This window comes from Streptomyces flavovariabilis (genome assembly GCF_000725785.1).
In the GTDB taxonomy this organism is placed as follows: domain Bacteria; phylum Actinomycetota; class Actinomycetes; order Streptomycetales; family Streptomycetaceae; genus Streptomyces; species Streptomyces hawaiiensis.
Window position 1 is genome coordinate 17,217 of record NZ_JNXD01000031.1, and the last position, 21,190, is coordinate 38,406.

23 protein-coding genes and 1 pseudogene are annotated in these 21,190 nt (G+C 68.7%); 14 read left to right on the forward strand and 10 right to left on the reverse strand.

Annotated features, from left to right (window positions below):
- Window positions 1-18 precede the first annotated feature (18 nt).
- From IO24_RS0136635 to IO24_RS0136645, 3 genes are all read left to right on the forward strand, one after another.
- Window positions 19-885, forward strand: a complete 867-nt coding sequence (locus tag IO24_RS0136635; protein ID WP_031143629.1) for an alpha/beta fold hydrolase — start codon at window positions 19-21, stop codon at window positions 883-885.
- Window positions 886-917: 32 nt separating this feature from the next.
- Window positions 918-1,724, forward strand: a complete 807-nt coding sequence (locus IO24_RS41305; RefSeq protein ID WP_051906002.1) for a hypothetical protein — start codon at window positions 918-920, stop codon at window positions 1,722-1,724.
- A 121-nt stretch (window positions 1,725-1,845) separates the two neighbouring features.
- Window positions 1,846-2,679, forward strand: coding sequence for an enoyl-CoA hydratase/isomerase family protein (locus tag IO24_RS0136645; RefSeq protein ID WP_031143633.1), 834 nt, complete (start codon window positions 1,846-1,848; stop codon window positions 2,677-2,679).
- Between the two features lie 250 nt (window positions 2,680-2,929).
- Here the strand turns inward: IO24_RS0136645 and IO24_RS0136650 are convergent, their stop codons facing one another.
- Complete coding sequence (locus IO24_RS0136650) at window positions 2,930-3,643, reverse strand: SDR family oxidoreductase (RefSeq protein ID WP_031143635.1); 714 nt, start codon at window positions 3,641-3,643, stop codon at window positions 2,930-2,932.
- Window positions 3,644-3,810: 167 nt separating this feature from the next.
- On the opposite strand from IO24_RS0136650, the gene IO24_RS0136655 reads away from it, so the two are divergent.
- Together IO24_RS0136655 and IO24_RS46070 are read left to right on the forward strand one after the other, a co-directional pair.
- Window positions 3,811-4,398 carry a TetR/AcrR family transcriptional regulator gene (locus tag IO24_RS0136655; RefSeq protein WP_031143637.1) on the forward strand — a complete coding sequence of 196 codons (588 nt, stop codon included), beginning with the start codon at window positions 3,811-3,813 and terminating at the stop codon, window positions 4,396-4,398.
- A 226-nt stretch (window positions 4,399-4,624) separates the two neighbouring features.
- Window positions 4,625-5,101, forward strand: coding sequence for a hypothetical protein (locus IO24_RS46070; protein ID WP_063768086.1), 477 nt, complete (start codon window positions 4,625-4,627; stop codon window positions 5,099-5,101).
- Window positions 5,102-5,272: 171 nt separating this feature from the next.
- Here the strand turns inward: IO24_RS46070 and IO24_RS0136670 are convergent, their stop codons facing one another.
- The gene (locus IO24_RS0136670; RefSeq protein ID WP_031143641.1) at window positions 5,273-6,298 is read right to left on the reverse strand and encodes a Gfo/Idh/MocA family oxidoreductase; all 1,026 of its coding nucleotides are present in this window, start codon (window positions 6,296-6,298) and stop codon (window positions 5,273-5,275) included.
- A 50-nt stretch (window positions 6,299-6,348) separates the two neighbouring features.
- The gene (locus IO24_RS0136675) at window positions 6,349-7,131 is read right to left on the reverse strand and encodes a TIM barrel protein (protein WP_031143643.1); all 783 of its coding nucleotides are present in this window, start codon (window positions 7,129-7,131) and stop codon (window positions 6,349-6,351) included.
- Between the two features lie 182 nt (window positions 7,132-7,313).
- Between IO24_RS0136675 and IO24_RS0136680 the strand changes: the two genes are divergently transcribed.
- The 5 genes and pseudogenes from IO24_RS0136680 to IO24_RS47270 all read left to right on the forward strand — a co-directional run bounded on the left by IO24_RS0136680 (window position 7,314) and on the right by IO24_RS47270 (window position 9,946).
- Window positions 7,314-8,339 (forward strand): LacI family DNA-binding transcriptional regulator, encoded by a 1,026-nt coding sequence (locus IO24_RS0136680; protein ID WP_031143645.1) that lies wholly within the window; start codon window positions 7,314-7,316, stop codon window positions 8,337-8,339.
- 27 nt (window positions 8,340-8,366) lie between these two features.
- On the forward strand, window positions 8,367-8,501 hold the full coding sequence (locus IO24_RS47255) for a hypothetical protein (protein WP_267886831.1): 135 nt from the start codon (window positions 8,367-8,369) through the stop codon (window positions 8,499-8,501).
- Between the two features lie 212 nt (window positions 8,502-8,713).
- A complete protein-coding gene (locus IO24_RS47260) occupies window positions 8,714-9,106 on the forward strand; it encodes a Tn3 family transposase (protein WP_051906003.1) in 393 nt (130 codons plus the stop codon).
- 2 nt (window positions 9,107-9,108) lie between these two features.
- A pseudogene (locus IO24_RS47265) lies at window positions 9,109-9,267 on the forward strand (Tn3 family transposase); the annotation flags it as partial.
- 61 nt (window positions 9,268-9,328) lie between these two features.
- Window positions 9,329-9,946: a Tn3 family transposase gene (locus IO24_RS47270; RefSeq protein ID WP_267886832.1), complete on the forward strand. Its 618-nt coding sequence runs from the start codon at window positions 9,329-9,331 to the stop codon at window positions 9,944-9,946.
- 469 nt (window positions 9,947-10,415) lie between these two features.
- Here IO24_RS47270 and IO24_RS0136700 read toward each other — a convergent pair whose 3' ends face one another.
- The gene (locus IO24_RS0136700; RefSeq protein ID WP_234335364.1) at window positions 10,416-11,093 is read right to left on the reverse strand and encodes a TetR/AcrR family transcriptional regulator; all 678 of its coding nucleotides are present in this window, start codon (window positions 11,091-11,093) and stop codon (window positions 10,416-10,418) included.
- Window positions 11,094-11,161: 68 nt separating this feature from the next.
- Here IO24_RS0136700 and IO24_RS0136705 point away from each other — a divergent pair, with 68 nt between their 5' ends.
- Complete coding sequence (locus IO24_RS0136705; protein WP_031143651.1) at window positions 11,162-12,001, forward strand: alpha/beta fold hydrolase; 840 nt, start codon at window positions 11,162-11,164, stop codon at window positions 11,999-12,001.
- Window positions 12,002-12,297: 296 nt separating this feature from the next.
- Window positions 12,298-12,453 carry a hypothetical protein gene (locus tag IO24_RS45375; RefSeq protein WP_157851321.1) on the forward strand — a complete coding sequence of 52 codons (156 nt, stop codon included), beginning with the start codon at window positions 12,298-12,300 and terminating at the stop codon, window positions 12,451-12,453.
- A gap of 837 nt (window positions 12,454-13,290) precedes the next feature.
- On the opposite strand, the gene IO24_RS45380 is transcribed toward IO24_RS45375, so the two are convergent.
- Complete coding sequence (locus tag IO24_RS45380) at window positions 13,291-13,863, reverse strand: hypothetical protein (RefSeq protein ID WP_157851322.1); 573 nt, start codon at window positions 13,861-13,863, stop codon at window positions 13,291-13,293.
- A gap of 290 nt (window positions 13,864-14,153) precedes the next feature.
- The gene (locus tag IO24_RS0136720; protein WP_031143655.1) at window positions 14,154-15,167 is read right to left on the reverse strand and encodes an NADP-dependent oxidoreductase; all 1,014 of its coding nucleotides are present in this window, start codon (window positions 15,165-15,167) and stop codon (window positions 14,154-14,156) included.
- Between the two features lie 138 nt (window positions 15,168-15,305).
- Between IO24_RS0136720 and IO24_RS0136725 the strand changes: the two genes are divergently transcribed.
- Window positions 15,306-15,779 (forward strand): winged helix-turn-helix transcriptional regulator, encoded by a 474-nt coding sequence (locus tag IO24_RS0136725; RefSeq protein WP_031143657.1) that lies wholly within the window; start codon window positions 15,306-15,308, stop codon window positions 15,777-15,779.
- A 34-nt stretch (window positions 15,780-15,813) separates the two neighbouring features.
- On the opposite strand, the gene IO24_RS0136730 is transcribed toward IO24_RS0136725, so the two are convergent.
- Window positions 15,814-16,419: a CGNR zinc finger domain-containing protein gene (locus IO24_RS0136730; protein ID WP_031143659.1), complete on the reverse strand. Its 606-nt coding sequence runs from the start codon at window positions 16,417-16,419 to the stop codon at window positions 15,814-15,816.
- A gap of 65 nt (window positions 16,420-16,484) precedes the next feature.
- On the opposite strand from IO24_RS0136730, the gene IO24_RS0136735 reads away from it, so the two are divergent.
- Window positions 16,485-17,357 carry an alpha/beta fold hydrolase gene (locus IO24_RS0136735; protein WP_031143661.1) on the forward strand — a complete coding sequence of 291 codons (873 nt, stop codon included), beginning with the start codon at window positions 16,485-16,487 and terminating at the stop codon, window positions 17,355-17,357.
- A 229-nt stretch (window positions 17,358-17,586) separates the two neighbouring features.
- Here IO24_RS0136735 and IO24_RS0136740 read toward each other — a convergent pair whose 3' ends face one another.
- Genes IO24_RS0136740 through IO24_RS0136750 form a run of 3 tightly spaced genes read right to left on the reverse strand, consistent with a single transcriptional unit; the run spans window position 17,587 to window position 20,991 of the window.
- Window positions 17,587-19,053 carry a class I adenylate-forming enzyme family protein gene (locus IO24_RS0136740; protein WP_031143663.1) on the reverse strand — a complete coding sequence of 489 codons (1,467 nt, stop codon included), beginning with the start codon at window positions 19,051-19,053 and terminating at the stop codon, window positions 17,587-17,589.
- A gap of 35 nt (window positions 19,054-19,088) precedes the next feature.
- Window positions 19,089-20,009: an alpha/beta hydrolase gene (locus tag IO24_RS0136745; RefSeq protein ID WP_031143665.1), complete on the reverse strand. Its 921-nt coding sequence runs from the start codon at window positions 20,007-20,009 to the stop codon at window positions 19,089-19,091.
- 7 nt (window positions 20,010-20,016) lie between these two features.
- Window positions 20,017-20,991 (reverse strand): enoyl-CoA hydratase/isomerase family protein, encoded by a 975-nt coding sequence (locus tag IO24_RS0136750; RefSeq protein ID WP_031143668.1) that lies wholly within the window; start codon window positions 20,989-20,991, stop codon window positions 20,017-20,019.
- Window positions 20,992-21,190: the final 199 nt, after the last annotated feature.

A 21,190-nucleotide genomic window follows, 5' to 3' on the forward strand; every position in this document is an offset into this window, starting at 1 on the left:
ACGCAAGGAGACTCCGTCATGAGCAGTACCGGCACCCCGAACGAAGCCGTCATCACCTCCTACGCGAAGGCCCCGGCCCGCACCGTCAGCGCCGGTGGCGTCACCTACGCCTACCGCGAGCTGGGCCCGAAGGGCGGCATCCCCGTCGTCTTCTTCGTCCACCTCGCCGCGACCCTGGACAACTGGGACCCCCGCATCATCGATCCCATCGCGAAGGGCCGTCACGTCATCGCCTTCGACAACCGCGGTGTCGGAGCGTCCACCGGTCAGGTGCCGGACAGTGTCGAGGCGATGGCCGACGACGCCTACACCTTCATCAAGGCGCTCGGGTACGACAAGATCGACGTCTTCTCCTTCTCCCTCGGCGGCATGGTCGCTCAGGCCCTGGTGGTGAAGCACCCCGAGCTCGTCCGCAAGCTGGTCCTCACCGGCACCGGGCCCAAGGGCGGCAAGGACATGGACAAGGTCGCCAGAGTCACCTACTGGGACATCCTGCGTGCCACGTTGACCCGTTCGGACCCCAAGGAGTTCCTGTTCTTCAACCGCAATGCCACCGGCAAGCCCGCCGCACGCGCGTTCGTCAACCGGCTCAAGGAGCGCACCGTCGACCGCGACGTGGACATCAAGACCAAGGCGTTCCAGACGCAGCTGAAGGCCATCAAGAAGTGGGGGCGCTCCGCCCCTGACGACCTGTCGTCGATCACGCAGCCCACCCTGATCGCCAACGGCGACAACGACCGCATGGTGCCGTCGGTCCTGTCGGAGGACCTGCACCGGCGTATCAAGGGCAGTGAGCTGATCATCTACCCCGACTCCGGGCACGGCGGCATCTTCCAGTACCACCAGGAATTCGCCCCCGTAGCGGTCGAGTTCCTGGCCCGATGACCACCACCTGACCAGGAAAAAAGGGCAACACCATGAACACGTCACCGGTCGCCGCGCCCCCGGAAGTGAGGAAGCCTCTCACCTCCTCGATCCTGCTGTGGGTACGCACCGACCAGCCCCGCCAGACCGGCATGGACCACTGGAAGGGCCCGCACTCAGGGATCATCTCCGCCACCCCGGGCCTGGAGGAGTACCGGCAGATCCACCTCGCCGAGCACAACACGGGCCTGTGGCCGGCCATCGACGGGGTCCAGACCGCGATCCCCGCCGACCGGAAGATCGACGGCGTCGCGGAAGTCACCTTCCAATCGGCACTTGCACCCCTCAAAGGGCGCGAGCAGACGAAGCTGGCCTACGCCGACGAGATCAACGTGTTCCGCCGCACCCTGCTCTACGCCGGCCCGCCGAACTCGTCCCGCTGGTACGACGTCGCAGGCCCCGGAGAGGCGGTCGGTGCCCGCGCGCTGGTCTACCTTCGCCGCAGGGACGGGGTCGGCGCCGGCGCCTTCCGGAAGTTCGTCAACGAGCAGCTCGCCCCCGCGCTCGCCGGCACCGGAGTGCTGAAGGAACTGCGCACGCAGACGTTCCTGCCCTGGACGAAAAAGCTCTGGGACACCCCGGACGTCGCCCACGACAACCCCCACGACCAGCACTTCCACGCCTCGGTCAGCCTCGGGTTCACCGACACCGCGGCACGGGACGCCTTCTTCACCGGCCCCGTGATCGAGGACCTGTCCAACCGGCTGGCACCGCAGGTCTCCGCGATCCACGCCTACGACGTGACCGCCGCCCTCACCTACGTCAAGAACGGCGAGATCCTCCCGCACTACGAGGAGTGAGCAGGGCGCAGACGGGAAGCGGGACCGCCGGATCTGCTCGGCAGATCCATCCGCCCCGGCTTCCCGGCCCTCCTCGCGCCCCAATCGCTGTCTGATACGCCTCACGCATCCGGAGCCAACCATGAGCGAACAGCAGAGCACCATCCACTACGAGCGCACCTCACCGCAGATCGCGAAGATCACCTTCACCAACCCGCCCGTCAACCTCATCGTCGGCGAGACTGTCCTGCGCCTCATCGAGATCGTCCAGGAACTGGCCACCGACCCGGACATCCAGGTCGTGGTGTTCGACAGCGCCACCCCCGACTTCTTCTACAACCACTTCGACCTGGCCGCCGCCGCCGACTTCCCCGCCTCCGAGGACCCGGACGCGGTGCCGGCCTGGACGAATCTGGTCCTGGAACTCTCCAAAGCGCCGTACATCACCATCGCGGCCATCCGGGGACGCACCCGCGGCGGTGGCAACGAGCTCGCCCTCGCCCTCGATCTGCGCTACGCCAGCCGTGAGAAGGCGATCTTCGGACAGCCCGAGGTCGGCAGCGGACTTCTGCCCGGCGGTGGCGGCAGCGAACGCCTTCCCCGGGCCATCGGACGCGACCGCGCCCTGGAAGCCATCCTCACCAGCGACGACTACGACGCCGACACCGCCGAGCGTTGGGGCTGGGTCACCCGCGCCCTCCCCGACAGCGAACTCGACGCCTTCGTCGGCACCGTCGCCGCCCGGCTCGCGTCCTTCGACCGCACCTCACTTGCCTCGGCCAAAGCCCAGATCAACCGGGCATCCCTGCCCCCGGACGCGGACCTGGTCGCCGCGTACGGCGAGTTCGCCCACTCCCTCACCCTCCCCGGTTTCCTCGCCCGGGCCGCAGGCACGCAGGCCGTCGTCGAACAGGCCGGCATCGACTTCGAATACCGTCTCGGGCACTACATCGGCATCGCCAACCAGCAACGCTGACACCCATCAGAAAACGAGGACGGACGCAGCCGATGCCGCGTCCGTCCTCTTTTGCCGCGGGGCCCACCTGATTTCCGACGTCTTCGGCACCGTGGTCGGATCGGGCTGCTGCCGGATCGACCGCCGACGTCATCCACCGCTCGACGGCCGCGACGGTGCACCGCTTCTGGACACCGGTCGGCCACTGTTCGAATGCCACGGATTACCGGGTCCCGACGTGAAGAGATCATGTCGGGACCGAACAACAAGCTCAGGCCTCCGTGCTGTGCAGGTCCGGGTAAAGCGCCTCGACCGGGCCGCTCAGAGCCGCCTTGACCCCCTTGGTCAACTCGTCGGCCAGGACCTCGTATTCTCCGGCCTCGACGGCGTCGTAGACCGTCGTCACCAGCTGCGTCGGCAGCATCTTGGGTCCGTCGGCGTGCGCGGCCATACCGGTGTCGACGTAGCCCATGTGCACACCCGTCACGTGGACGCCCATGGGTGCGAACTCGATGCGCAGCGAGTTGGTGGCCGACCACAGTGCGGCCTTGGACGCGCTGTAGGCGCCGCCGAAGGCATACCAGCTGGCAACGGAGTGCACGTCGATGAGGACTGACCCCTTCTTGGCGGCGAGGATCGGTGCGAAGGCGCGGGCGAGGAAGACCGGTCCGAAGAAGTTCGTCTCCATGTTCGCCCGGATGTCTGCCTCGGTGACGTCCAGCAGGCTCGCGCTCGGCGGGGTGGCGCCCGCGTTGTTGACGAGCACGGTGACATCCGCCGCGGCGGCCACGGCCGCGTCGATCGACGTGCGGTCGGTCACGTCAAGGGTCAGGGGGACGATGCGGTCGTCGTCCCAGGCGCGGGGGGAGCGGGCGGTGGCGTAGACCTTGACGGCGCCGCGCGCCAGGGCGTCGTGGACGAAGTGGGTGCCGATACCGCCATTGGCGCCGGTGACGAGGACGACTGCTCCATCGAGGGAGGGCATTGGTTCCTTCTTTCCCAGAGGGATGTGAAGTACGTGGCTGCGCACGGGTGGAGCAACGACTCGCCGCCCCGCGATGGGAGAATGAGCGGAGCCACATTCGAGCCCACACGATATTGAGTACAATCATAACTGATTACAGTCAGAATCTATTCCAGGAGGACACCGCCATGCCTCTCGGACGGCGCGAGCGGAAAAAGCAGGAAAAACTCGACCGCATCGTCGCTGCCGCCAGTGAACTGTTCGCCGAACACGGCGTCGACGAGGTCACGACCCAGCAGATCGCTGACAAGGCCGACATCGGCACCGGGACCCTGTTCCTTTATGCCAAGACCAAGGGCGAACTCCTCCTCCTTGTCCAGAACGCCAAGTACGTCGAAGCACTTGAGCAGGGCCGGGCGGACGCCGAGACCGTCCCGGGCGTGCTGGACGCGGTGCTGGCGATCGTCCGGCCGATCGTCGAGTGCAACCGCATCCAGATCGACAACGGACGCACCTACCTGCGAGAGATGGTCTTCGGCGACCCCGAGGAGCCCCGGCACGGCGCGGCACTCGCCATCGTCGTGCAGACCGAGGAGGCCGTCGCCGCCGTGCTGCGCCGAGACGAGCGGGTCGCCGAGGGCGACGCCGCGACGCTGGCACACATCGTGTCCGCCGTGATGTTCCTCAGCATGGCGGCGAGCGTGAACATCGCCTTGAGCGTCGAGGAGATCGTGCAGGACATCCGGGGGCAGGTTGAGGTCCTGCTGCCTCGCTGAAGCGTGGTCCAGCCTCAGGAAAGTCGCAGGTCGCGGCTCTGGTGTGAGCGACGAGTGGGGTAATCGCGCCGGTCGGCGGCCGATGACCATGGCGTAGATCATCGGGCCGGTCCGGTTCTGGGGGATGCCGGGTTCGGCTGCGCCTGCCTCCGACCCTCGCCTACGATCCGTCAGCAGGTCGGCCCGCCCTGAGAACGCGGGAGGGTGCGGGGATGCAGGAGCGGCAGTGGATCACCGCCCCGCCCGCGGGAGCGAACTGGACGCCCTCGTCGAGCAGTTGACCAAGCAGCTTCAGGAGGTCGAGGTCGAGGTCGAGCGGGACGAACTGGCGATCGCCGAGCGGGTGTTGAACCGCCTGGCCGAGCAGGCCCAGGCCGACGCCGAGGCGGCCGATTCTTTCGCTCCGGTACCGGTGAAGGTGGCCGGGCGGGCGGTCCTGCTCATCCCGCACCACAGCGACGCGGCCGACGAGGGCGCGCTGCCCGGCGACTACCGCAAGATCCTGGCGATCGTGCGGGAGGCCGACGGGCCGGTGCAAATCAGGGCGGTCGGTGAGCGGCTGGGCCTGGATGCCTCGGTGCGCGGCAATTATGGACAGGGTTTGCCATTGCCCGTTGTCCATGGCCCAAGTCAGGACGATGAAGGGCGGCCGGCCCACTCGCACGGATCGCCGCACTCGTCGGTGTCGGTGTCGGTGGACTGATCGCCTCCGTCATTGCCCTGTCCGTCGGCTCACCCGCTTCAGACGTCTACAAGTCACCGACACCCCCGCCGCACTCGAGCAGCGGGGGTGTCGCATGTTGGACTGACCTGGCCGTCACCCCGTACTTGTCGCACGGCGCCGGGGTCCGCGCTGGGGCCGAAGACCCGTGTTTCACAGGTCTTGAAGCTTGTCGACGCGGACGGGAGCGCCGGTGGTGACGGACTGGATGGCGGCGAGGGCGATGGCCAGGGCAGCGCGTGCGTCCTCGCCGGTGGCGGAGGGGGTGCGCTCGGTGCGGACGCTGTCGGTGAAGTCGGCGAGTTCGGCCACATAGGCGTCGTGGAAGAGGTGCTGGTCGTAGGTGACGCACTCGGCGGCGACGCCGTCCGGGCCGTATGCGGTCAGGTGGGTGCGGCGGACGTCGCCCATGGTGAGCATCCCGGCCGAGCCGAGGATCTCGGCGCGTACGTCATAGCCGTAGACGGCCTGGAAGCTGGCCTCGGCGGTGGCGAGGGCGCCGTTGTCGAAGCGGACGGTGACGACGGCGGTGTCGAGCAGGCCGCGGTCCTTGAAGTCGGGGCGGATCAGGGCGTCCGCCATGGCGAAGACCTCGACGGGTTCGGCACCGGGATTGAGGTGGCGCAGGACGTCGAAGTCATGGATGAGGGTCTCCAGGAAGATCGTCCACGGCGGTATGCGGGCCGGGTCGGCCAGAGCGGGGTCGCGGGTGAGCGAGCGCAACAGCTGCGGTGTGCCGATGGCGCCGGCGGCGATCTTCTCGTGGGCGGCCCTGAAGCCCGCGTCGTAGCGGCGGTTGAAGCCCACCTGGAGGAGCACGCCCGCATCCGCGGCGGCCGCGATGGCGCGGTCGGCCTCGGCGAGGGTGACCGCCATCGGCTTCTCGCAGTAGACCGCCTTGCCCGCCTTGGCGGCCGCCTCGACCAGGTCGGCGTGGGTACGGGCCGGGGTGGCGATCACCACCGCGTCGATGTGCGGGTCGGCGATCAGTTCACCGATGTCCGTGTAGGCGGTGGCGCAGCCGAGCCGGTCGCCCAGGCTCCGCGCGGCGCCCGGGGTGGGGTCGGCGATGGCGACGAGCCGGACGCCCGGGAGGCGGTGGGCGAGGGTCTCGGCGTGGAACGAACCCATCCGTCCGGCGCCGAGGAGGCCGACGGCGAGAGGCTGCTGGGTGGTCATGCGGGTGCTCCGTACGTCGTCGTCAGGGTAGGTACAGGCTGTGGAGACAGTCAGACGGTGAAGGCGGAGCGGAAGCGCTCCAGAGCGAGCTCGCTGTCGCTGGAGGCCCACGCCTCCATCGCGACCGTGCCCTCGTAGCCGAGGCCCGCCAGGGCGCGGGCGACGGCTGGGTAGTTGATCTCCCCGGTTCCGGGTTCGCGGCGGCCGGGGACGTCGGCCACCTGGATCTCGCCGATCAGGCCCAGGGCATGGGCCCTGCGGACCAGCTCGATCAGATTCCCCTCGCCGATCTGGGCGTGGTAGAGGTCCAGATTCATCCGCAGCCCGGGCCGGTCCACGGCCGCGACCAGGGCCAGGGTGTCGGCGGCCGTCGCGAACGGCACCCCGGGGTGGTCGACGGCGGTGTTGAGGTTCTCCAGGGTGAAGACGACCCCGGCGCTCTCGCCCAGCTCGGCGAGGCGGGTGAGCGTGCGGTGGGCGGCGATCCACATCTCTCCGGTGACCTCACCGGTCACCGGCACCACCGGCAGGCCCTGGCCGTCCAGTCCGGTGCCGTGCAGGTTCAGGCGAGGGCAGCCCAGTTGCTCGGCCGCCTTGAGCGACTCCTCGGCGGTGCTCAGGAGTTCGGCCGCGCCCTCCTCGTCGGTCAGACTGCCGCGGATGTAGCCGGTCATGGAGGAGAAGTCGGCCGGGGTCCGGGCCAGAGCGGCAAGGTCGTGCCGGGTCCAGTCCCAGATCTCGACCTGGAAACCGGCGTCATGGATGCGCCGTGCCCGCTCGTCGATCGGCAGATCCAGGAAGACCATCTCGGCGCAGGCCGCCAGTGTGTACATCGCCACGTACCTCTCTCCGCGACTTCGGACTAGAACGTTCAAAGAACTAGAACGTTCTAGAACTCCGTGGAGCAGCAGTACGCCAGCTGTCGCCCTCCCCTGTCAAGGCTCCGGTGGCCCGTGAAAGCTAGAACGTTCTATAGTCGACTCCGTAGGAGACGACCCCGACCAGGGAGGACAGGTTGCCGGCGACCCCAGCGGTCCCCAACGGAAAGCGACCGACGCTCGCCGACGTGGCGTCACGGGCAGGGGTGTCCACGGCGCTGGTCTCCATCGTGATGCGCGGCGCGAAGGGGGCCGGCGAGGCCACCCGCGAGCGCGTCCTTCAGGCCGCGCGGGAAATCGGTTACCGACCCGACGCCCGGGCCCGGCTGCTCCGCAGCCACCGCTCCCATCTGCTCGGGGTGCAGTTCGGCCTCCAGCATCCGTTCCACTCCGACCTGGTGGAGGGCATCTACGCGGCGGCCGAACCGGCCGGGTACCAGATCGCGCTGAGTGCAGTGGCCGCCGGGCGCGGCGAGCAGCGCGCCGCCGAGACACTGCTCGACGACCGCTGCGAAGCGCTGATCCTGCTCGGCCCGCAGGCCCCCGCCGCGCGGCTGGCGGAACTCGCCGGGCAACTGCCGGTCGTCTCCGTGGCCCGCCGGCTGCGGCCGTCCGTCCCGGGCCTGGAGGTCGTACGGACCGCCGACGACGAGGGAGCCCGCCAGGCGGTGGACCACCTCGTCGCTCTGGGCCACCGCGACATCGCCCACATCGACGGCGGCCGGGCACCGGGCGCAGCCGACCGGCGCCGCGGCTACCGCACCGCCATGAACCGCCACGGCCTGGGCGAATACATCCGCATTCTCCCCGGCGGTCTCACTGAGGAGGAAGGCGCCGAGGCCGCCCGAACCCTGTCGGCCACCCGCCCGCGCCCCACCGCCGTACTGGCCTTCAACGACCGCTGCGCGACCGGCGTACTCGACCTCTTCCTCCGCGCCGGCGTCGCGGTCCCCGGCGACATCTCCGTCGTCGGGTTCGACGACAGCCATCTGGCCCGCCTGGCCCACGTCGACCTCACCACCGTCGGACAGGACATCGCACGCCTCGCCGGGCTCGCCGTCGGCCGGGCCGTCGCACGCCTGGAGGGTGCGGAGATCCCCGCCGGGGAACAGGTCATCACCCCCCGTCTTGTCGTCCGGGGAACGTCCGCCCCGCCCCGCTGAAGGCAGATCCCGGGGTGCGAGGCCTGTGTGTTCCACGGCGACGACGCCGGCCACACCGAGGAGTACCGGTTCGACTCGACGTCGTACATGCCGACCGGCCTGATCAGGAACGGCTGCCCCTCGGGCACACGCATCCCGCGGCCACATCAGCTCGGCGGGTGAAGTGCGCCCGCCATGTCGATCACTGGATGGCGGGTGAAGTGCACCCGTCATCCAGTGATCGACATGGCGCCGGACGATATCCCGCGGACAGCCCAACAGTGCATAACAGAAGTTATGAATGGGTTTCGTTCTGTCCGTTGTCCACTGCGGGCATGGCTCAGGGTCCTCCGGCGTGAAGGGCCCTGGACCATTGGTGACGTCGGTTGGGGAGAGTGCTGCTGGAGGTGTTCTCGTGGACCGGCGCCGACCAGGCGTTCACCTCGATCACCGGTGGTGAGGCCAGGCTCAAGGACCTGCACGTGACGGTCGCCGCGCTGCTGGTCGCGCACGGCTGCAACGTCGGCTACACGCCGGTCATCGGCGGGATCGACGAGCTGAAGTACGGGAGGTTGTCGCACGTCGACCAGACGTATCTGCGGCTGGCCACCTACCGGGCCGCGAACGCAACGCTCATCGAGCACCAGGCTTCCATCCCCCTCGCGCAGGTGTGGGGTGGCGGTCTGGTCGCCTCGGTCGACGGGATGCGGTTCGTCGTCCCCGTCCCGTCGGTCTACGCCCGCCCGAACCCCAAGTACTTCGGGCGCGGGGCGGCGCAACGCGGCTGAACATGATCAACGACCAGGCGGCGGGGCTGGGCGGGAAGGTGGTGGCCGGCACCCCGCGTGACTCGCTGTACGTGCTGGACGTCCTCTACGACCGGGACGGCGGCAAGCGCCCGGAGACGATCGTCACGGACACCGCCTCGTACAGCGACATCGTCTTCGGACTCCTCACCCTCGCCGGGTTCGCGTACGCGCCGCAGCTCGCGGACCTGCCGGACAGAAGATGTGGCGCATCGACCCCACCACCGACTACGCGCCTTCCAGGAAGCGGCCCGCGGCCGGGTCGACCTCGCCCGGATCGAGCGCCAGTGGGAGGACATCCTGCGGATCATCGGCTCCATCCACACCGGCGCCGTCCGCGCGTACGACGTGATCCGGATGCTGTCGCTGGACGGGCGGCCGACCCCGCTGGGGGACGCGATCGCGCACTACGGGCGGATCTCCAAGTCCCTGCACATCCTGCGGCTGGCCGACGAGCCCGGCTACCGCCGCCAGATCAAGGCGCAGGCCAACCTCCAGGAGGGCCGCCACGCGCTCGCCCGGAAGATCTTCCACGGCCGCTCCGGGCAGCTCTACCAGCGCTACCAGGACGGCATGGAGTACCAGCTCGGCGCGCTCGGCCTGGTCCTCAACGCCGTCGTCCTCTTCAACACCCGGTACATGGACGCCGCGGTCAACCAGCTGCGCGCGGACGGCTTCGACGTCCGCGACGAGGACGTCGCCCGTCTCTCCCCGTTCGTACGGCAGCACATCAACATGCTGGGCCGTTACTCCTTCCAGCTCCCCGAACTGCCCGGTGGTATGCGCCCGCTGCGCGACCCGGACGCGGCCGAAGAAGTGTGACCCGGCGGCCGTCGCCGCCGGGCCTATCCCGGCGGCGACGTCTGCACTGGTCACCGGCTCTCAGAACCCGTCTTGAACCGACGAGGCCGCGGTGATGAAGACGGGTTCTGGCAGGTCCTCAGTCACTCAGGCCACGAAGGCGCGCCTCGCAGGCCCGCAGGGCGGCCGCTGCGAGCTGGAGGAAGTTCTCGGGTAGTTCAGGTTCCATGCGCTCAGCGGCGTGACGGTAGGTGATAAGCAAGGTGGCCAGCACCGTGGCGTCGCGAGCAACGGCCAGCACAGGGCCGTCCGGGGCCTGTTCAATGGTCAGCGACGACCCGCTCGCGGTGGCCGTCGGCGCGTGGTGGACCGGCGGTCCGTCTTTCGTACACGGCAGGCCCACCTGGAAAGTGCCTCATCCATGACCTCACGGCCATGGTCCGCTATCTGACGGCGCCACCCGTCGCGGGCTTGCGTCGGTCGGCTGCAGTCAGGCCTCTGGGCTCCTTGCCGTCGGCTGGTCGCTGTTGCCGTGTGCCAGTGCCGCGAGAATTTCCTCGCGGCAGACATCGAGGATTTCGTCCGCCAGCGGAGAACCGTCCGGGCATGCCCGCGACAACACGATCGCGCCGACCGAATGGGCGAGCATGTCGATCAGCGCGGTACGGGCCGCGCGCCCGTCCGCATCCCCAGGCGCGTCACCGTGGGCGGCGGCCTGGAGAGCCGTCAGCAGGCTCTCGATCCCCGCCGCGAACTCCTTCTGGATGTCCGCCGGTTGACGTGCGGCATCGCCACTGAGGGCCGCGATGGTGCAGCCGTCACCGCGCCCGTCGCGATGCTCCCGCGCGACGTAGCGCTCGACGAACTCGGCGGGGTCCCGGCCCTCGGCCTGCGCCGCGGTCTGTGAGAGCCCGCTTGCGGACGCTTCGGCCATCAGGTCGGCCTTGGAGCGGAAGTGCTTGTAGAACCCGCCATGGGTGAACCCGGCGGCTGCCATCAGTTCTGCCACGCCGACACCGTCATATCCGCGCTCACGGAACAGCCTGGAGGCTGTCGCGACGATGTGGGCACGGTTCTGCTCTGCCTGTGCCTTGGTGACCCGCATGTCCAGCCGTCCCTTCGTCGGTCGACGCTCGACGGCCCAGCATACATAGATGTCGATCGACATCAAAGGGCTTGACTTTTTAGATTACGAACGTCATCGTATTGCTCACCCCCTCCAGAAAGGCTCAGGCCATGAGTGACACGCATGTGACCGCACCGACTCAGTACATCGAGGTTGACGGCGACAGGTTCGCCTACCGGCGCTGGGGCAAGCCCTCGGGCGTCCCGATCTTCCTGGTCCAGCACTTCCGCGGGGGGATGGACAACTGGGACCCGCTGCTCACCGACGGCCTGGCCGAAGGCCGGGAGGTCATCCTGTTCAACGGCCGCGGCGTCGCCTCGTCATCGGGCACGCCGCGTAACCGGATCGAGGACATGGCCGACGACATCGCCGCGGTCATCCGGGCGCTGGGGCTGGAGCAGGTCGATCTGCTCGGCTTCTCGCTCGGCGGTTTCCAGGCGCAGGAGGTCACGCTGCGCCACCCCCAGCTGGTGCGCAAGCTCCTCCTGCTCGGCACCGGCCTCCGCGGCGGGGACCCGACAAGTGACCCCCAGGTGCCTGAGTACGCCCTGAACCCGGTCCCCACCCTGGAGGACTTCCTCTTCCTGTTCTTCGGCCGCTCGGAAGCCGCGAAGCAAGCGGGCAAGGCCTTCTGGGAGCGCCGCCACCAGCGGGCCGACCAGGACCCGCCGAGCTCGCCCGAGGTCGCACAGGCGCAGTTCGAAGCGACCATCGCCTACGCGGAACCGCTGCCGGGCGAGAACCCCTACGCCCACCTGAACGCGATCACCCAGCCGACGCTGGTCCTCAACGGCGAGAACGACGTGATGATCGCCTCGATCAACTCCTGGCACCTCGCCCAGAACATCCCCAACGCGCAACTGCTGATCTACCCCGACGCCGGGCATGGAGCGCAGTTCCAGTACCCCGAGCGGTTCCTGAAGCACGCCATTCAGTTCCTCGACGAGTAACGTCTGCGGGGCTTCGGTGCAGTCGCTGACGCCTGGTCCGTGATGACGGGCCGTAGGCTCACCGGATCCCCGGAATGTGACACACACACCTTCCCGGGCCATGGAGTCCTCTACGCCCCCGTGCTCGAAACGGAAGGCAGTCCGGCCAACGGATCGTCGCCGATCTCGCCGGCTTGACCAACTGCGCGAGAATCCGGCAGCCGGACCCCGGCCGCCGGAGCGGCTGGCGGAGATAGGCGCATCCTGCGTGATCGAGGCGGGGTGCGCCATCGCCCGGCTGCCGTGCCGCTCCCACGGTGTCCACCACCACGACTCTCCGGGCCGGGACGGCCGATACGTGCCGCACGGGCGTGGAAGACGTGGGCGCCGGCCGCGCCGTCGGTGACCACGACGAGGAGCGCCTGAGTTCCAGCCACTGGGCGACGATCCGCTCGATCGTGGTGTCCGGGTAGAGCCACTCGACGTCCTCGCTGCCGGCCTTGACGACGTGGGCGACGCCGCTCCTTCCAGCGTGCCCGGGCCGGTCTGCTGGGCGAGTCGGCCCGGGGGCGGCAGGGAGAGTCGCCGGACCAGTCCCAGAGGCTCCGCTCGCCGAGACGAGGGTCGTACAGGGCCCGACCGCCGGCGCCGAACTGCCCGAGCTCGGTCATCGCGCAACGCCGGTCTGGATCTCGTCCGCTGTCCAGCCGGTGATTCCTTGATCATCGGGACCTGTTTCCACCCGGACATCGTCATCGGCAGGCCCCACTGGTTCAGCCACACCATCGCCGGCTCCCACCTGCCATCGGCCGTCGTCACCAGCAGCCGGCGCCGCTCCTCCGCATCCAGGCGGGCCACCGGCACCCACCGGCCACCCCCCCCCGCACCAGGGTCGCGGCCGGATCCTCCACCAGCAGCGATCGGCGCGTCGGGATGTAGAAGCCGCGCGAGCGCCCACAGTCGAGCATCTCGGCCCGGTCCCACTCCATGTAGTCGCGCACATCTCGCAGCACCGGCACCGGCCAGTACACCGCCCGGCCCGACCTTGCTTGGAAATCACGTGCGGCAGCACCGCCCGCGCGTTGACGATCCCTGACGCCGCAGGCGGCAGCTCCGGTAGATCGAACGCCGTCAGCGCCGAGTGCTCGCACAACCGCAGCCCCGTACGGACCATCGAATCCGCGTACGCCGCGTACGCCGCGTTCCGCGCCGCCCACTCCCACGGACCCCGCGCCTTGGCATCTCCTTCGAGTCGAAGCCGCACAGCCCGGCATTGCGCCAAAGCCGATACGACTTCGGTGGCAGCCACTTCACTTCGCGTCGTGGCCCCATGTGCGACGTCTCGGCTGACACTTGCCGCACCATCTTGCCGCCGCCCCGCCACGGAGACCACACCGAAGCCGCGCGCTGACGGATCGGATTTGCCCTGACGAGGTCCTGCTCGATCGCCCACAGACAGAACTGGTTGACCGTGGACACCTCCCGGTCCCAACTCGTGTCTTCCAAACGAGGTCCATGCTCTGCTCATCACGACGCCGCCACCACTCGAACGCCGCCCGGTCGTCGATGAACGCATCACGCCAGTCCCGCCTGCCTCGCGCGAACCACAGGAAGTCGAAGTACGTGCGCAGGTCCCGGGCATGGGCGGCCTGGGTGTTCCACGGCGAAGACGCCGGCCACACCGAGAAATACCGGTTCAGCACCACGTCGTACCCGCCCGCCGGGCTGATCAGGAACGGCTGCCCCTCGGGCACCCCCAGATCGTCCAGCCCCTCACCGAGATCGGCGAACAGGGAGCTGAACTCCCGCATGAACGGGGTCTTTTCGCGCGGCCACGCCAGGTCTCGACGGGTGAAATGCGCTCGCCAACCGGTGATCGACATGACGCTGGACGATAGTCCGTGGACAGCTCAACAGCGCATAACCAAAGGCAGGCGACAACAAGGCACGCGGGGCACGGGGCTCCGCAGACTGCCGCGGCCGCCGGCAGCCCTCGGATTCGGGGTCGGAGCAGAGGGCGCCGTTGGACAACTCCCCTGTCCGTCATGAGCGTCGAGACACGCGAGCCGTCGATGTTGTTCCGCCCGACGCGGCGAGCGTCTCTCGCCCCTGCCGTCGCGTCGTCGTGCCCCGCGTGATCATGCCAGGAGGATGCCGTGTGGCCGGCCTGATCTCAGTTGCTGTCGGGCGTCATCGAGACCACGACCTTGCCGGCCTTGGTGCGACCTTGCTCGACGTACGCCATCGCCTCGAGCGTCCGATCGAACGGGAAGGTGCTGTCGATGACCGGGCGGAGCTTCCCGCTGTCGTAGAGGGCGCCGAGCTCGCGCAACTGGTAGCCATTGGCCTGCATGAAGAAGAACTGGTAGTGAACGCCCAGGGCCTTCGCCCGCTTGCGGATCTTGCGGCTGAGCACGTTCATGACCAGCCCCATGAAGGAGGGGGCGCCGAGCTGCCTGGCGAACCCGGCGTCCGGCGGGCCCGCGACGCTGACAGCCAGGCCGCCGGGCTTCAGCACGGTCAGCGACTTCTCCAGGTTCGCCCCGCCCACGGCGTCCAGCACCAGGTCGTAGCCGGACAGCACCTTGGAGAAGTCCTCCTTTTTGTAGTCGACGACGACGTCGGCACCGAGGCTTCGGACCAGTTTCTCGGAATCAGTGCTCGCGGTCGTCGCCACGGTGGCACCGAGGTGTTTGGCGAGCTGGATGACCGTCGATCCGAGACCGCCGGCACCGGCGTGGACGAGCACCTTCTGACCCGGCTTCACATGGGCCTGGTCTACGAGGATCTGCCAGGCGGCCAGGGCCACCAGCGGCACCGCGGCCGCCTCCTGCGGGGTGAGCGAGGCCGGCTTGGGCGCGACGTCGTCCATGTCGATCGCGATGAACTCCGCGAAGCCTCCGATCCGCAGGTCGCGCGGACGGGCGTAGACCTCGTCGCCGACTTCGAGGCCGCGCACGGCGGAACCGACCCGCGTCACGACGCCGGCCACGTCATGACCGAGCACGAACGGAGGCTTGTACTTCAACAGCTGCTTGAACTCCCCGTTACGGACCATCTTGTCCAGCGGGTTGATGCTCGCGGCGCTCACCCTGACCAGAACATCGCGGTCACCGACGCTGGGCTCGGGTACCTCGGCGGCGCGCACGCCGTCCTTGCCGTACTTCTCGACGACGAATGCCTTCATGCCGGCCGCCTTTCCACGTGATCTTCTCGGTCGCCTGCGTGTGGTCATGACGCTACTTGCTGAGTATAGAAGAGTAAACTCACATCGGGTTAGAATCACCCCATGGATGCGAGGACCGAAGCTCTTCAGGACGCCGGCATGGATACCCGACTCGACCGGGACATGTCGAACTGCTCGATCGCCCGGACCCTTGAGGTCGTGGGTGAGAAGTGGACGATCCTGATCCTGCGCGAGGTCTGGTACGGCTCGTCCCGCTTCAGTGACTTCGAACGTGTCCTCGGCTGTCCCCGGAACCTTCTCGCGGCACGGCTTCGGATGCTTGTCGAGGAAGGGATCCTGGCCACCGAGACCTATAAGGAGCCGGGTTCGCGGAGCCGGCCGAAGTACGTGATCACACCGAAGGGCGTGGATCTGGTCCCGGCCGTGATGGGGCTCCTGCAGTGGGGCGACCGCTACCGCGCCGACCCGGAGGGCCCGGCCGTACTGACGCGACACCGAGGATGCGGTGCGCACGTCGATGCCCAGATCCGCTGCGAACGCGGCCACGCCGTGCAGGCGGAGGACATCGAGAGTGTCCCCGGCCCCGCATTTCGTCTGAGGCCCGCGGAGTGAGCTGAGCGCGGTGGCGGCAGGAGTCCGGGTGGGCTCAGTCCGCCGGGGTGCGCTCACTCCGTCTGGCTCGGGCCTGGTGGAGGCGGACTTTGGTGCGGTTGCCGCAGCGGGACATCGAGCACCAGCGGCGGTTGTGGGCGGGGGAGCGGTCCAGGAAGCGCAGGGCGCACGTGTCCGCGCCGCACACGCGTACGCGCCGGATCTCGGTCGACAGGAGCAGGTCTACGGCGTCCTGCGCGATCAGTGCCAGCGCGGTCGCGGGATCAGGTGCCATGGTCGTGGTGCTGGCGGGCTCCAAGTGGCCGCCTTTGATGGCGATTTGCGGCGCCGGCCGGGGCGCCTGTGCTGCCGATCCGTTGAGCAGCACGACGTCGCTGGAGGAGGGCAGTCGGCCGTCGGAGACCGCGAGTACGGCCCGGTCGACCGCCTCGCGCAGCCGTCGGCCCGATGCCAGGACGGCGGCATCCACGGGATCCGGGATGCCCGGTGCGAGCAGTCCGGCCCGCTGAAGCCAGAGGGTGAGATCGCCCGGGTTCCGGAGCGTCTCCCCCGGCGTGGGTCGCCACCGGTGGCGGAGGGTGTTGGTGAAGTCCAGACAGACCCGCCCGCCGTCCCAGATCCACGTGTCGTCCGTTGCCACGCCTTCATTCTGCACGTTAGGTTTAACCCCCTAAGAGGGTTAGTTCGTGCCGGGGAGGCGCAGCCATGGGACAGCCCACCGTGACCACGGGCGTGACGCAGGTGGACGGGGTTCGCCTGCACTACCTCCGAGCGGGATCCGGTCCTCTGCTCGTCCTGCTCCACGGCTGGCCGCAGACCTCCGACTGCTGGCAGCCGGTGCTGGCGGATCTTGCCGCCGACCACACCGTTGTGGCACCCGACCTGCGTGGCTACGGCCTGAGCGACAAGCCCTCGACCGGATACGACAAGCGGCGGATGGCCGCCGACATGGCGGGCCTCGTCGAAGCACTCGGCTTCGAGACGACCGCCGTCGTGGGTCACGACCGGGGCGCCCGCGTGGGGCACCGCTGGGCGCTGGACCGCCCCGATCAGGTGGAACGGCTGGCTGTGCTCGACATCGTGCCGACCCGGGAGATGTTCCGCCGACTGGACGCCTCGCTCGCCTCCGGGTACTGGCACTGGCTGTTCCAGATGCAGCCCGACCTTCCCGAGCGGCTCGTGGGGCACGACATACGCGGGTATCTCGAGTACTTCTTCGAGCGGTGGACCTATAACCGCCACGGGCTGACACCCGAAGCGGTCGACGGATATGTCCGAGCCTTCTCCCGCCCGGGTGCCATGCGCGCGAGTTTCGACGACTACCGCGCCATGGAGCAGGACGTCGCCCTCGACGACATCGACGCCGCCGAGGACCGCCGCCTCACCATGCCGGTACTGGCGCTCTGGGGTTCCGCAGGGCTGCCCTCCCGCCTGCCGACGCTGGAGATCTGGCGCGCCTACGCGGACGACGTCACCGGAGCAGAAATCCCGGAGTGCGGCCACTTCATACCGGAAGAGCAACCGGAGGCGCTGCTGGGCCATTTGCGGTCGTTCCTGGCCGTCGAGGCGAGTCGGTGACTCTGCCACCGTGACGAGAGCGGCGCCCCTGCGGGTGCGCAGTCTCACTGGCCGGCCGGGGCAAGTCGTCCGAGCAGCCTCCCGAACCGAGGGGCGGCCCAGCCGCTTCCGGTTGGGCCGCCCCTCAGTCAGATCCTGGCCGAGACCCGGTCACCCGCCGAAGCGTCTCCCGCGGCCGCGCTGTCGGATATGCGCTGCCTGGGCATCCAGGCTCGGCGCGCGGTGAATCTCACGAAGCCGCGACGTGGGCAGCGCGCAAGGAGGCTTTGTCGATCTTCCCGACCGCGTTCTTCGCTATGGCCTCCACCACGAAGAAGTCGGTCGGACGCTTGAAGCCGGTGAGGCTGCGCGCACAGAGCTCCCGCAGCGCCGTCAGATCGACGGTCACGCCTGGTCGCGGCTGTATGTAGGCCACGACCACCTCTCCCCACTTCTCGTCGGGTACGCCGATCACGGCGGCTTCGAGCACCGACGGGTCGCCTGTGAGGACGTCCTCGATCTCCTTGGGGTAGATGTTCTCCCCACCGCGGATGATCATGTCCTTCGAGCGCCCGACCAGGGTCAGATAGCCCTCGGCGTCGAGGCGACCCACATCGCCCGTGTGCAACCAGCCGTCGACGATGACTCTGGCCGTTTCCTCGGGGCGGCCGAGATAGCCACGCATGAGGTTGGGGCCCTTCACGAGGACCTCACCGTCCGTGCCCGGCCCCACCTCGGTACCTTCGGCGTCGACGATCCGAATCTCCTGGCCGGGGAAGGGGAGTCCCACGGTGCCGGCACGTCGCGGGCCCGCGACGGGGTTGACGGTGGACCCGCAGGTTCCTTCGGACAGGCCGTACCCCTCGACAAGAGGGAACCCGTACCGGGCTTCGAACCGGTTCAGCAGCTCGGCGGAGGCAGGTGCGGCGCCACAGACTCCGAACCTCAGCGACGATGTGTCGGGCCGCACGTCGTCCGGGAGCGCAGCGAGCATGCCGTAGATCGTCGGCACGGCGCTGAAGAAGGTGGGGCGCTCCTGCTCGACGAGGTCGAAGAAGCTGTGTGGGTCGAACCGGCGGCCCGCGATGACGACGCTCGCCCCCGCGAGAAGAGGCGTGAGAATGCTGACCACGATGCCGTTGACGTGGAAGAGCGGCAGGATCAGCAGGCACCGGTCGGCGGGCCCGATGTCCAGGGACAGGCGGCCCATCTCCGTCATGGCGTCGATGTTGGCGTGGTCCAGCATCACGCCCTTGGGCGTCCCGGTGGTGCCGCTGGTGTATATGAGAAGAGCCAGCGCGGACGAGTCCACATGCGGCGCGTGATCCGAACTCGCCCCTTCCTTGTGCAGTGCGCCGACGGCGAGTACGGCAGTACCGTCCGTGACGGGCGCCTCGCGGTCTTCGACCACCAGCAGACGCGCATCGGAGTCCTTGACCTGCCGGCCCACCTCGACGTCGGTCATGCTCGGGTTGACCGGCGTGATGGTGGCGCCGATCCGCCAAGCGGCGAACAACAGCAGCACGAACTCGATGCGGTTCGTCAGCTTGAGGGCCACCACATCGCCGGGACCGATGCCGAGGTCCTGGAGCTGACGCGCTGCCGCACGGACGCGGTCCAGCAACTGAGTGTTGGTGAGTGACTGGCGCCCGTCCGAGACCGCTGCCCCATCGGGGTCGAGAGCGGCGCGACGGTCGGGCAGTGAAGCGAAGTTCATGGCGGGCGTACCTGTCTCGGTGTTGTGCGATCCGGTCAAGGAGTCGATACCGGCGCGGGGTGCAGCTGCCGGGTGAGGAACTCGATCTGGTCGCGAACCAGGGCCTCGAAGGTCTCGCCGGTGTAGAAGTCGAAGTGGCCGGCGTCGTACCTCTTGATCTCTCCCCGGGGTGCGGTGCGCGCGTACCGGAGGGTCTGGGCGGGAGGTGTGACGGAGTCGGTGTTGCTGACGCAGAAGAGGATCGGCATGGCGACCTTCTTCGCGGCACGCCCAGGCCGGTAGGCGGCGATGGTCGGAATGACCCGTGCCGCCACCTCGTTGCGGAATGTCGTGCCGGGCGGCTGGAGCGCCTGGTAGCCGGGCAGGGCGTCAGGGGCGTTCATGAGGGCCGGCGAACCGGGGGCGGAGGCGATGGGAACCATCGCGGGTGCCTTGCCGCGCACTCTGGCCGCCATGTCCCGAGCTAGCACGGGGGTCATTTTGAGCGAGGCGACCGGGCCGAGCGCGAGCGCGGAGGCGAGACCATCGGTGAACGGGCACTGGGACACGGCCGCACGCAGTTCGGGATGCCGAGAGGCGACGGTGATGGCGTGGCCTCCGCCGAAGGAGCTGCCCCACACCGCGATGCGGGAGCGGTCGACGTCAGGGCGGGCCTTGACGCAGGCGAGGGCGGCGTCCCAGTCGGCGAGCTGACGCTTGATCGACAGGAGCTGGCGCGGGTGGCCGCCGCTGTCGCCGAAGTGCCGGTAGGTGAAGGCCACGGCGGCGATGCCGGCCTGCGCGAAACGCTCGGCGAAGGCGTCCAGGCGCATCTCGCGGGTGGCGCCGAGGCCGTGCCCGAGGATGACGACGGGCGGGGAGGTGACGCCGGTCGGGAGGTAGAGCCATCCGGCACAGGTGCTGTCGCCAGAGGGGAAGGTGATGTCGTGGCGGGTGAAGGAGTGCGCAGTGGTCATCGTCTGCTCACCGCCGCGTCGTCTTCGTCGAGCGGTGCCCGGGCACGCTGCCCGAGGCGAGCGCCTGGGCGTAGGTGTCCGGGTTGTAGAGCGGGAGCTCGCCGGTGGCGTCCGTCGTCTTCATGTAGTCGAGCATCAGTTCCTGGCCGTCCTTCGACATGACTCGGGTGAAGAACTCGGCGCGTTCGACGTGGAGTCCGTCCTCCAGGGGCATCGAGCCGCCGAGGTACACCGACCTCTTGGCGGCCGCGACCGACCCCTTCGACCGCCGGCCGAAGTGCTCTGCGAGTTCGACCGCCTGCGCGACGACCTTGTCCTGGGGTACGACCTTGTCGACCGCCCCGTTGGCGAGCGCTTCCGCGGGCGTGAACGGCTTGCCTTCGAGGATCGCGGCCAGGGACCGGTGGGTGCCGATCAGGCGGGTCAGCCGCTGGGTGCCGCCTCCGCCCGGGATGATGCCGAGGAGGATTTCGGGCTGGCCGATGAAGAAGTCCCCGTCGGCCATGACCCGCAGATCGCAGGCCCAGGCGAACTCGGCGCCGAGGCCGAGAGCCGAACCGTTGAGCGCGGCGACGAAGAGGACACCGCTGGCGTTCATCCGGAGGAAGGTCGTGTGCAGACGCTCCAGCTGGAGGGCACCCCGCATCGGGGTCCTGCGCATCAGTGCCCCGAGGACCCGGGACCGGTCCACGTGCTTCGCCATGCGTACGACGGCGGCGGCACCGCGTCGGCCGACCGTCGGGCTCGCGGCGCCCTCTTCCTGCAGCCACCGGACCGCGGCATGGCTGACGAACCGCTCGGGATGTGCCCCGGTGAAGACGACGGCACGGATGCTCGGATCGCGGTCGACCCGGGTCACCAGCTTGTCCAGCTGATGGGCGATGTCGAGGCCGAACAACTGGTGCGGGCCGCCGTCGACCCGGACGACAAGGACGGCTCCGCGGTCCTCGATCTCCAGATGACCCTTGTCTTTGTATGGCATGGATTCTGCTCCCGTGCTGGGTTCATGGGGGAGTGCAAAGCGAGTGAGGGAGGGGCTGCCGGCGCCAGGAATCTGGGACAGTGCGTGAAAGCCCGTCCGGGGAGGCGCGCCCGTGTCCGAAACGGCACGTCGCTCGAGATGTGTACTATTGCCGTGACGAGTTACATAACCAAGTTATTTCAAGAGTGTCAATGGTGGA

Excerpts from the sequence above, each read along its gene's own strand:
- IO24_RS0136705 (WP_031143651.1), top strand. The coding sequence starts at position 11,162 with ATGAGTGACACGCATGTGACCGCACCGACTCAGTACATCGAGGTTGAC.
- IO24_RS0136725 (WP_031143657.1), top strand. The coding sequence starts at position 15,306 with ATGGATACCCGACTCGACCGGGACATGTCGAACTGCTCGATCGCCCGG.
- IO24_RS0136645 (WP_031143633.1), top strand. The coding sequence starts at position 1,846 with ATGAGCGAACAGCAGAGCACCATCCACTACGAGCGCACCTCACCGCAG.
- IO24_RS0136700 (WP_234335364.1), bottom strand. The coding sequence starts at position 11,093 with ATGTCGATCGACATCTATGTATGCTGGGCCGTCGAGCGTCGACCGACG.
- IO24_RS41305 (WP_051906002.1), top strand. The coding sequence starts at position 918 with ATGAACACGTCACCGGTCGCCGCGCCCCCGGAAGTGAGGAAGCCTCTC.
- IO24_RS0136735 (WP_031143661.1), top strand. The coding sequence starts at position 16,485 with ATGGGACAGCCCACCGTGACCACGGGCGTGACGCAGGTGGACGGGGTT.
- IO24_RS0136745 (WP_031143665.1), bottom strand. The coding sequence starts at position 20,009 with ATGACCACTGCGCACTCCTTCACCCGCCACGACATCACCTTCCCCTCT.
- IO24_RS0136740 (WP_031143663.1), bottom strand. The coding sequence starts at position 19,053 with ATGAACTTCGCTTCACTGCCCGACCGTCGCGCCGCTCTCGACCCCGAT.
- IO24_RS0136670 (WP_031143641.1), bottom strand. The coding sequence starts at position 6,298 with ATGACCACCCAGCAGCCTCTCGCCGTCGGCCTCCTCGGCGCCGGACGG.
- IO24_RS0136750 (WP_031143668.1), bottom strand. The coding sequence starts at position 20,991 with ATGCCATACAAAGACAAGGGTCATCTGGAGATCGAGGACCGCGGAGCC.
- IO24_RS45380 (WP_157851322.1), bottom strand. The coding sequence starts at position 13,863 with ATGTCGATCACCGGTTGGCGAGCGCATTTCACCCGTCGAGACCTGGCG.
- IO24_RS0136635 (WP_031143629.1), top strand. The coding sequence starts at position 19 with ATGAGCAGTACCGGCACCCCGAACGAAGCCGTCATCACCTCCTACGCG.
- IO24_RS0136720 (WP_031143655.1), bottom strand. The coding sequence starts at position 15,167 with ATGAAGGCATTCGTCGTCGAGAAGTACGGCAAGGACGGCGTGCGCGCC.
- IO24_RS0136675 (WP_031143643.1), bottom strand. The coding sequence starts at position 7,131 with ATGTACACACTGGCGGCCTGCGCCGAGATGGTCTTCCTGGATCTGCCG.
- IO24_RS0136650 (WP_031143635.1), bottom strand. The coding sequence starts at position 3,643 with ATGCCCTCCCTCGATGGAGCAGTCGTCCTCGTCACCGGCGCCAATGGC.
- IO24_RS0136655 (WP_031143637.1), top strand. The coding sequence starts at position 3,811 with ATGCCTCTCGGACGGCGCGAGCGGAAAAAGCAGGAAAAACTCGACCGC.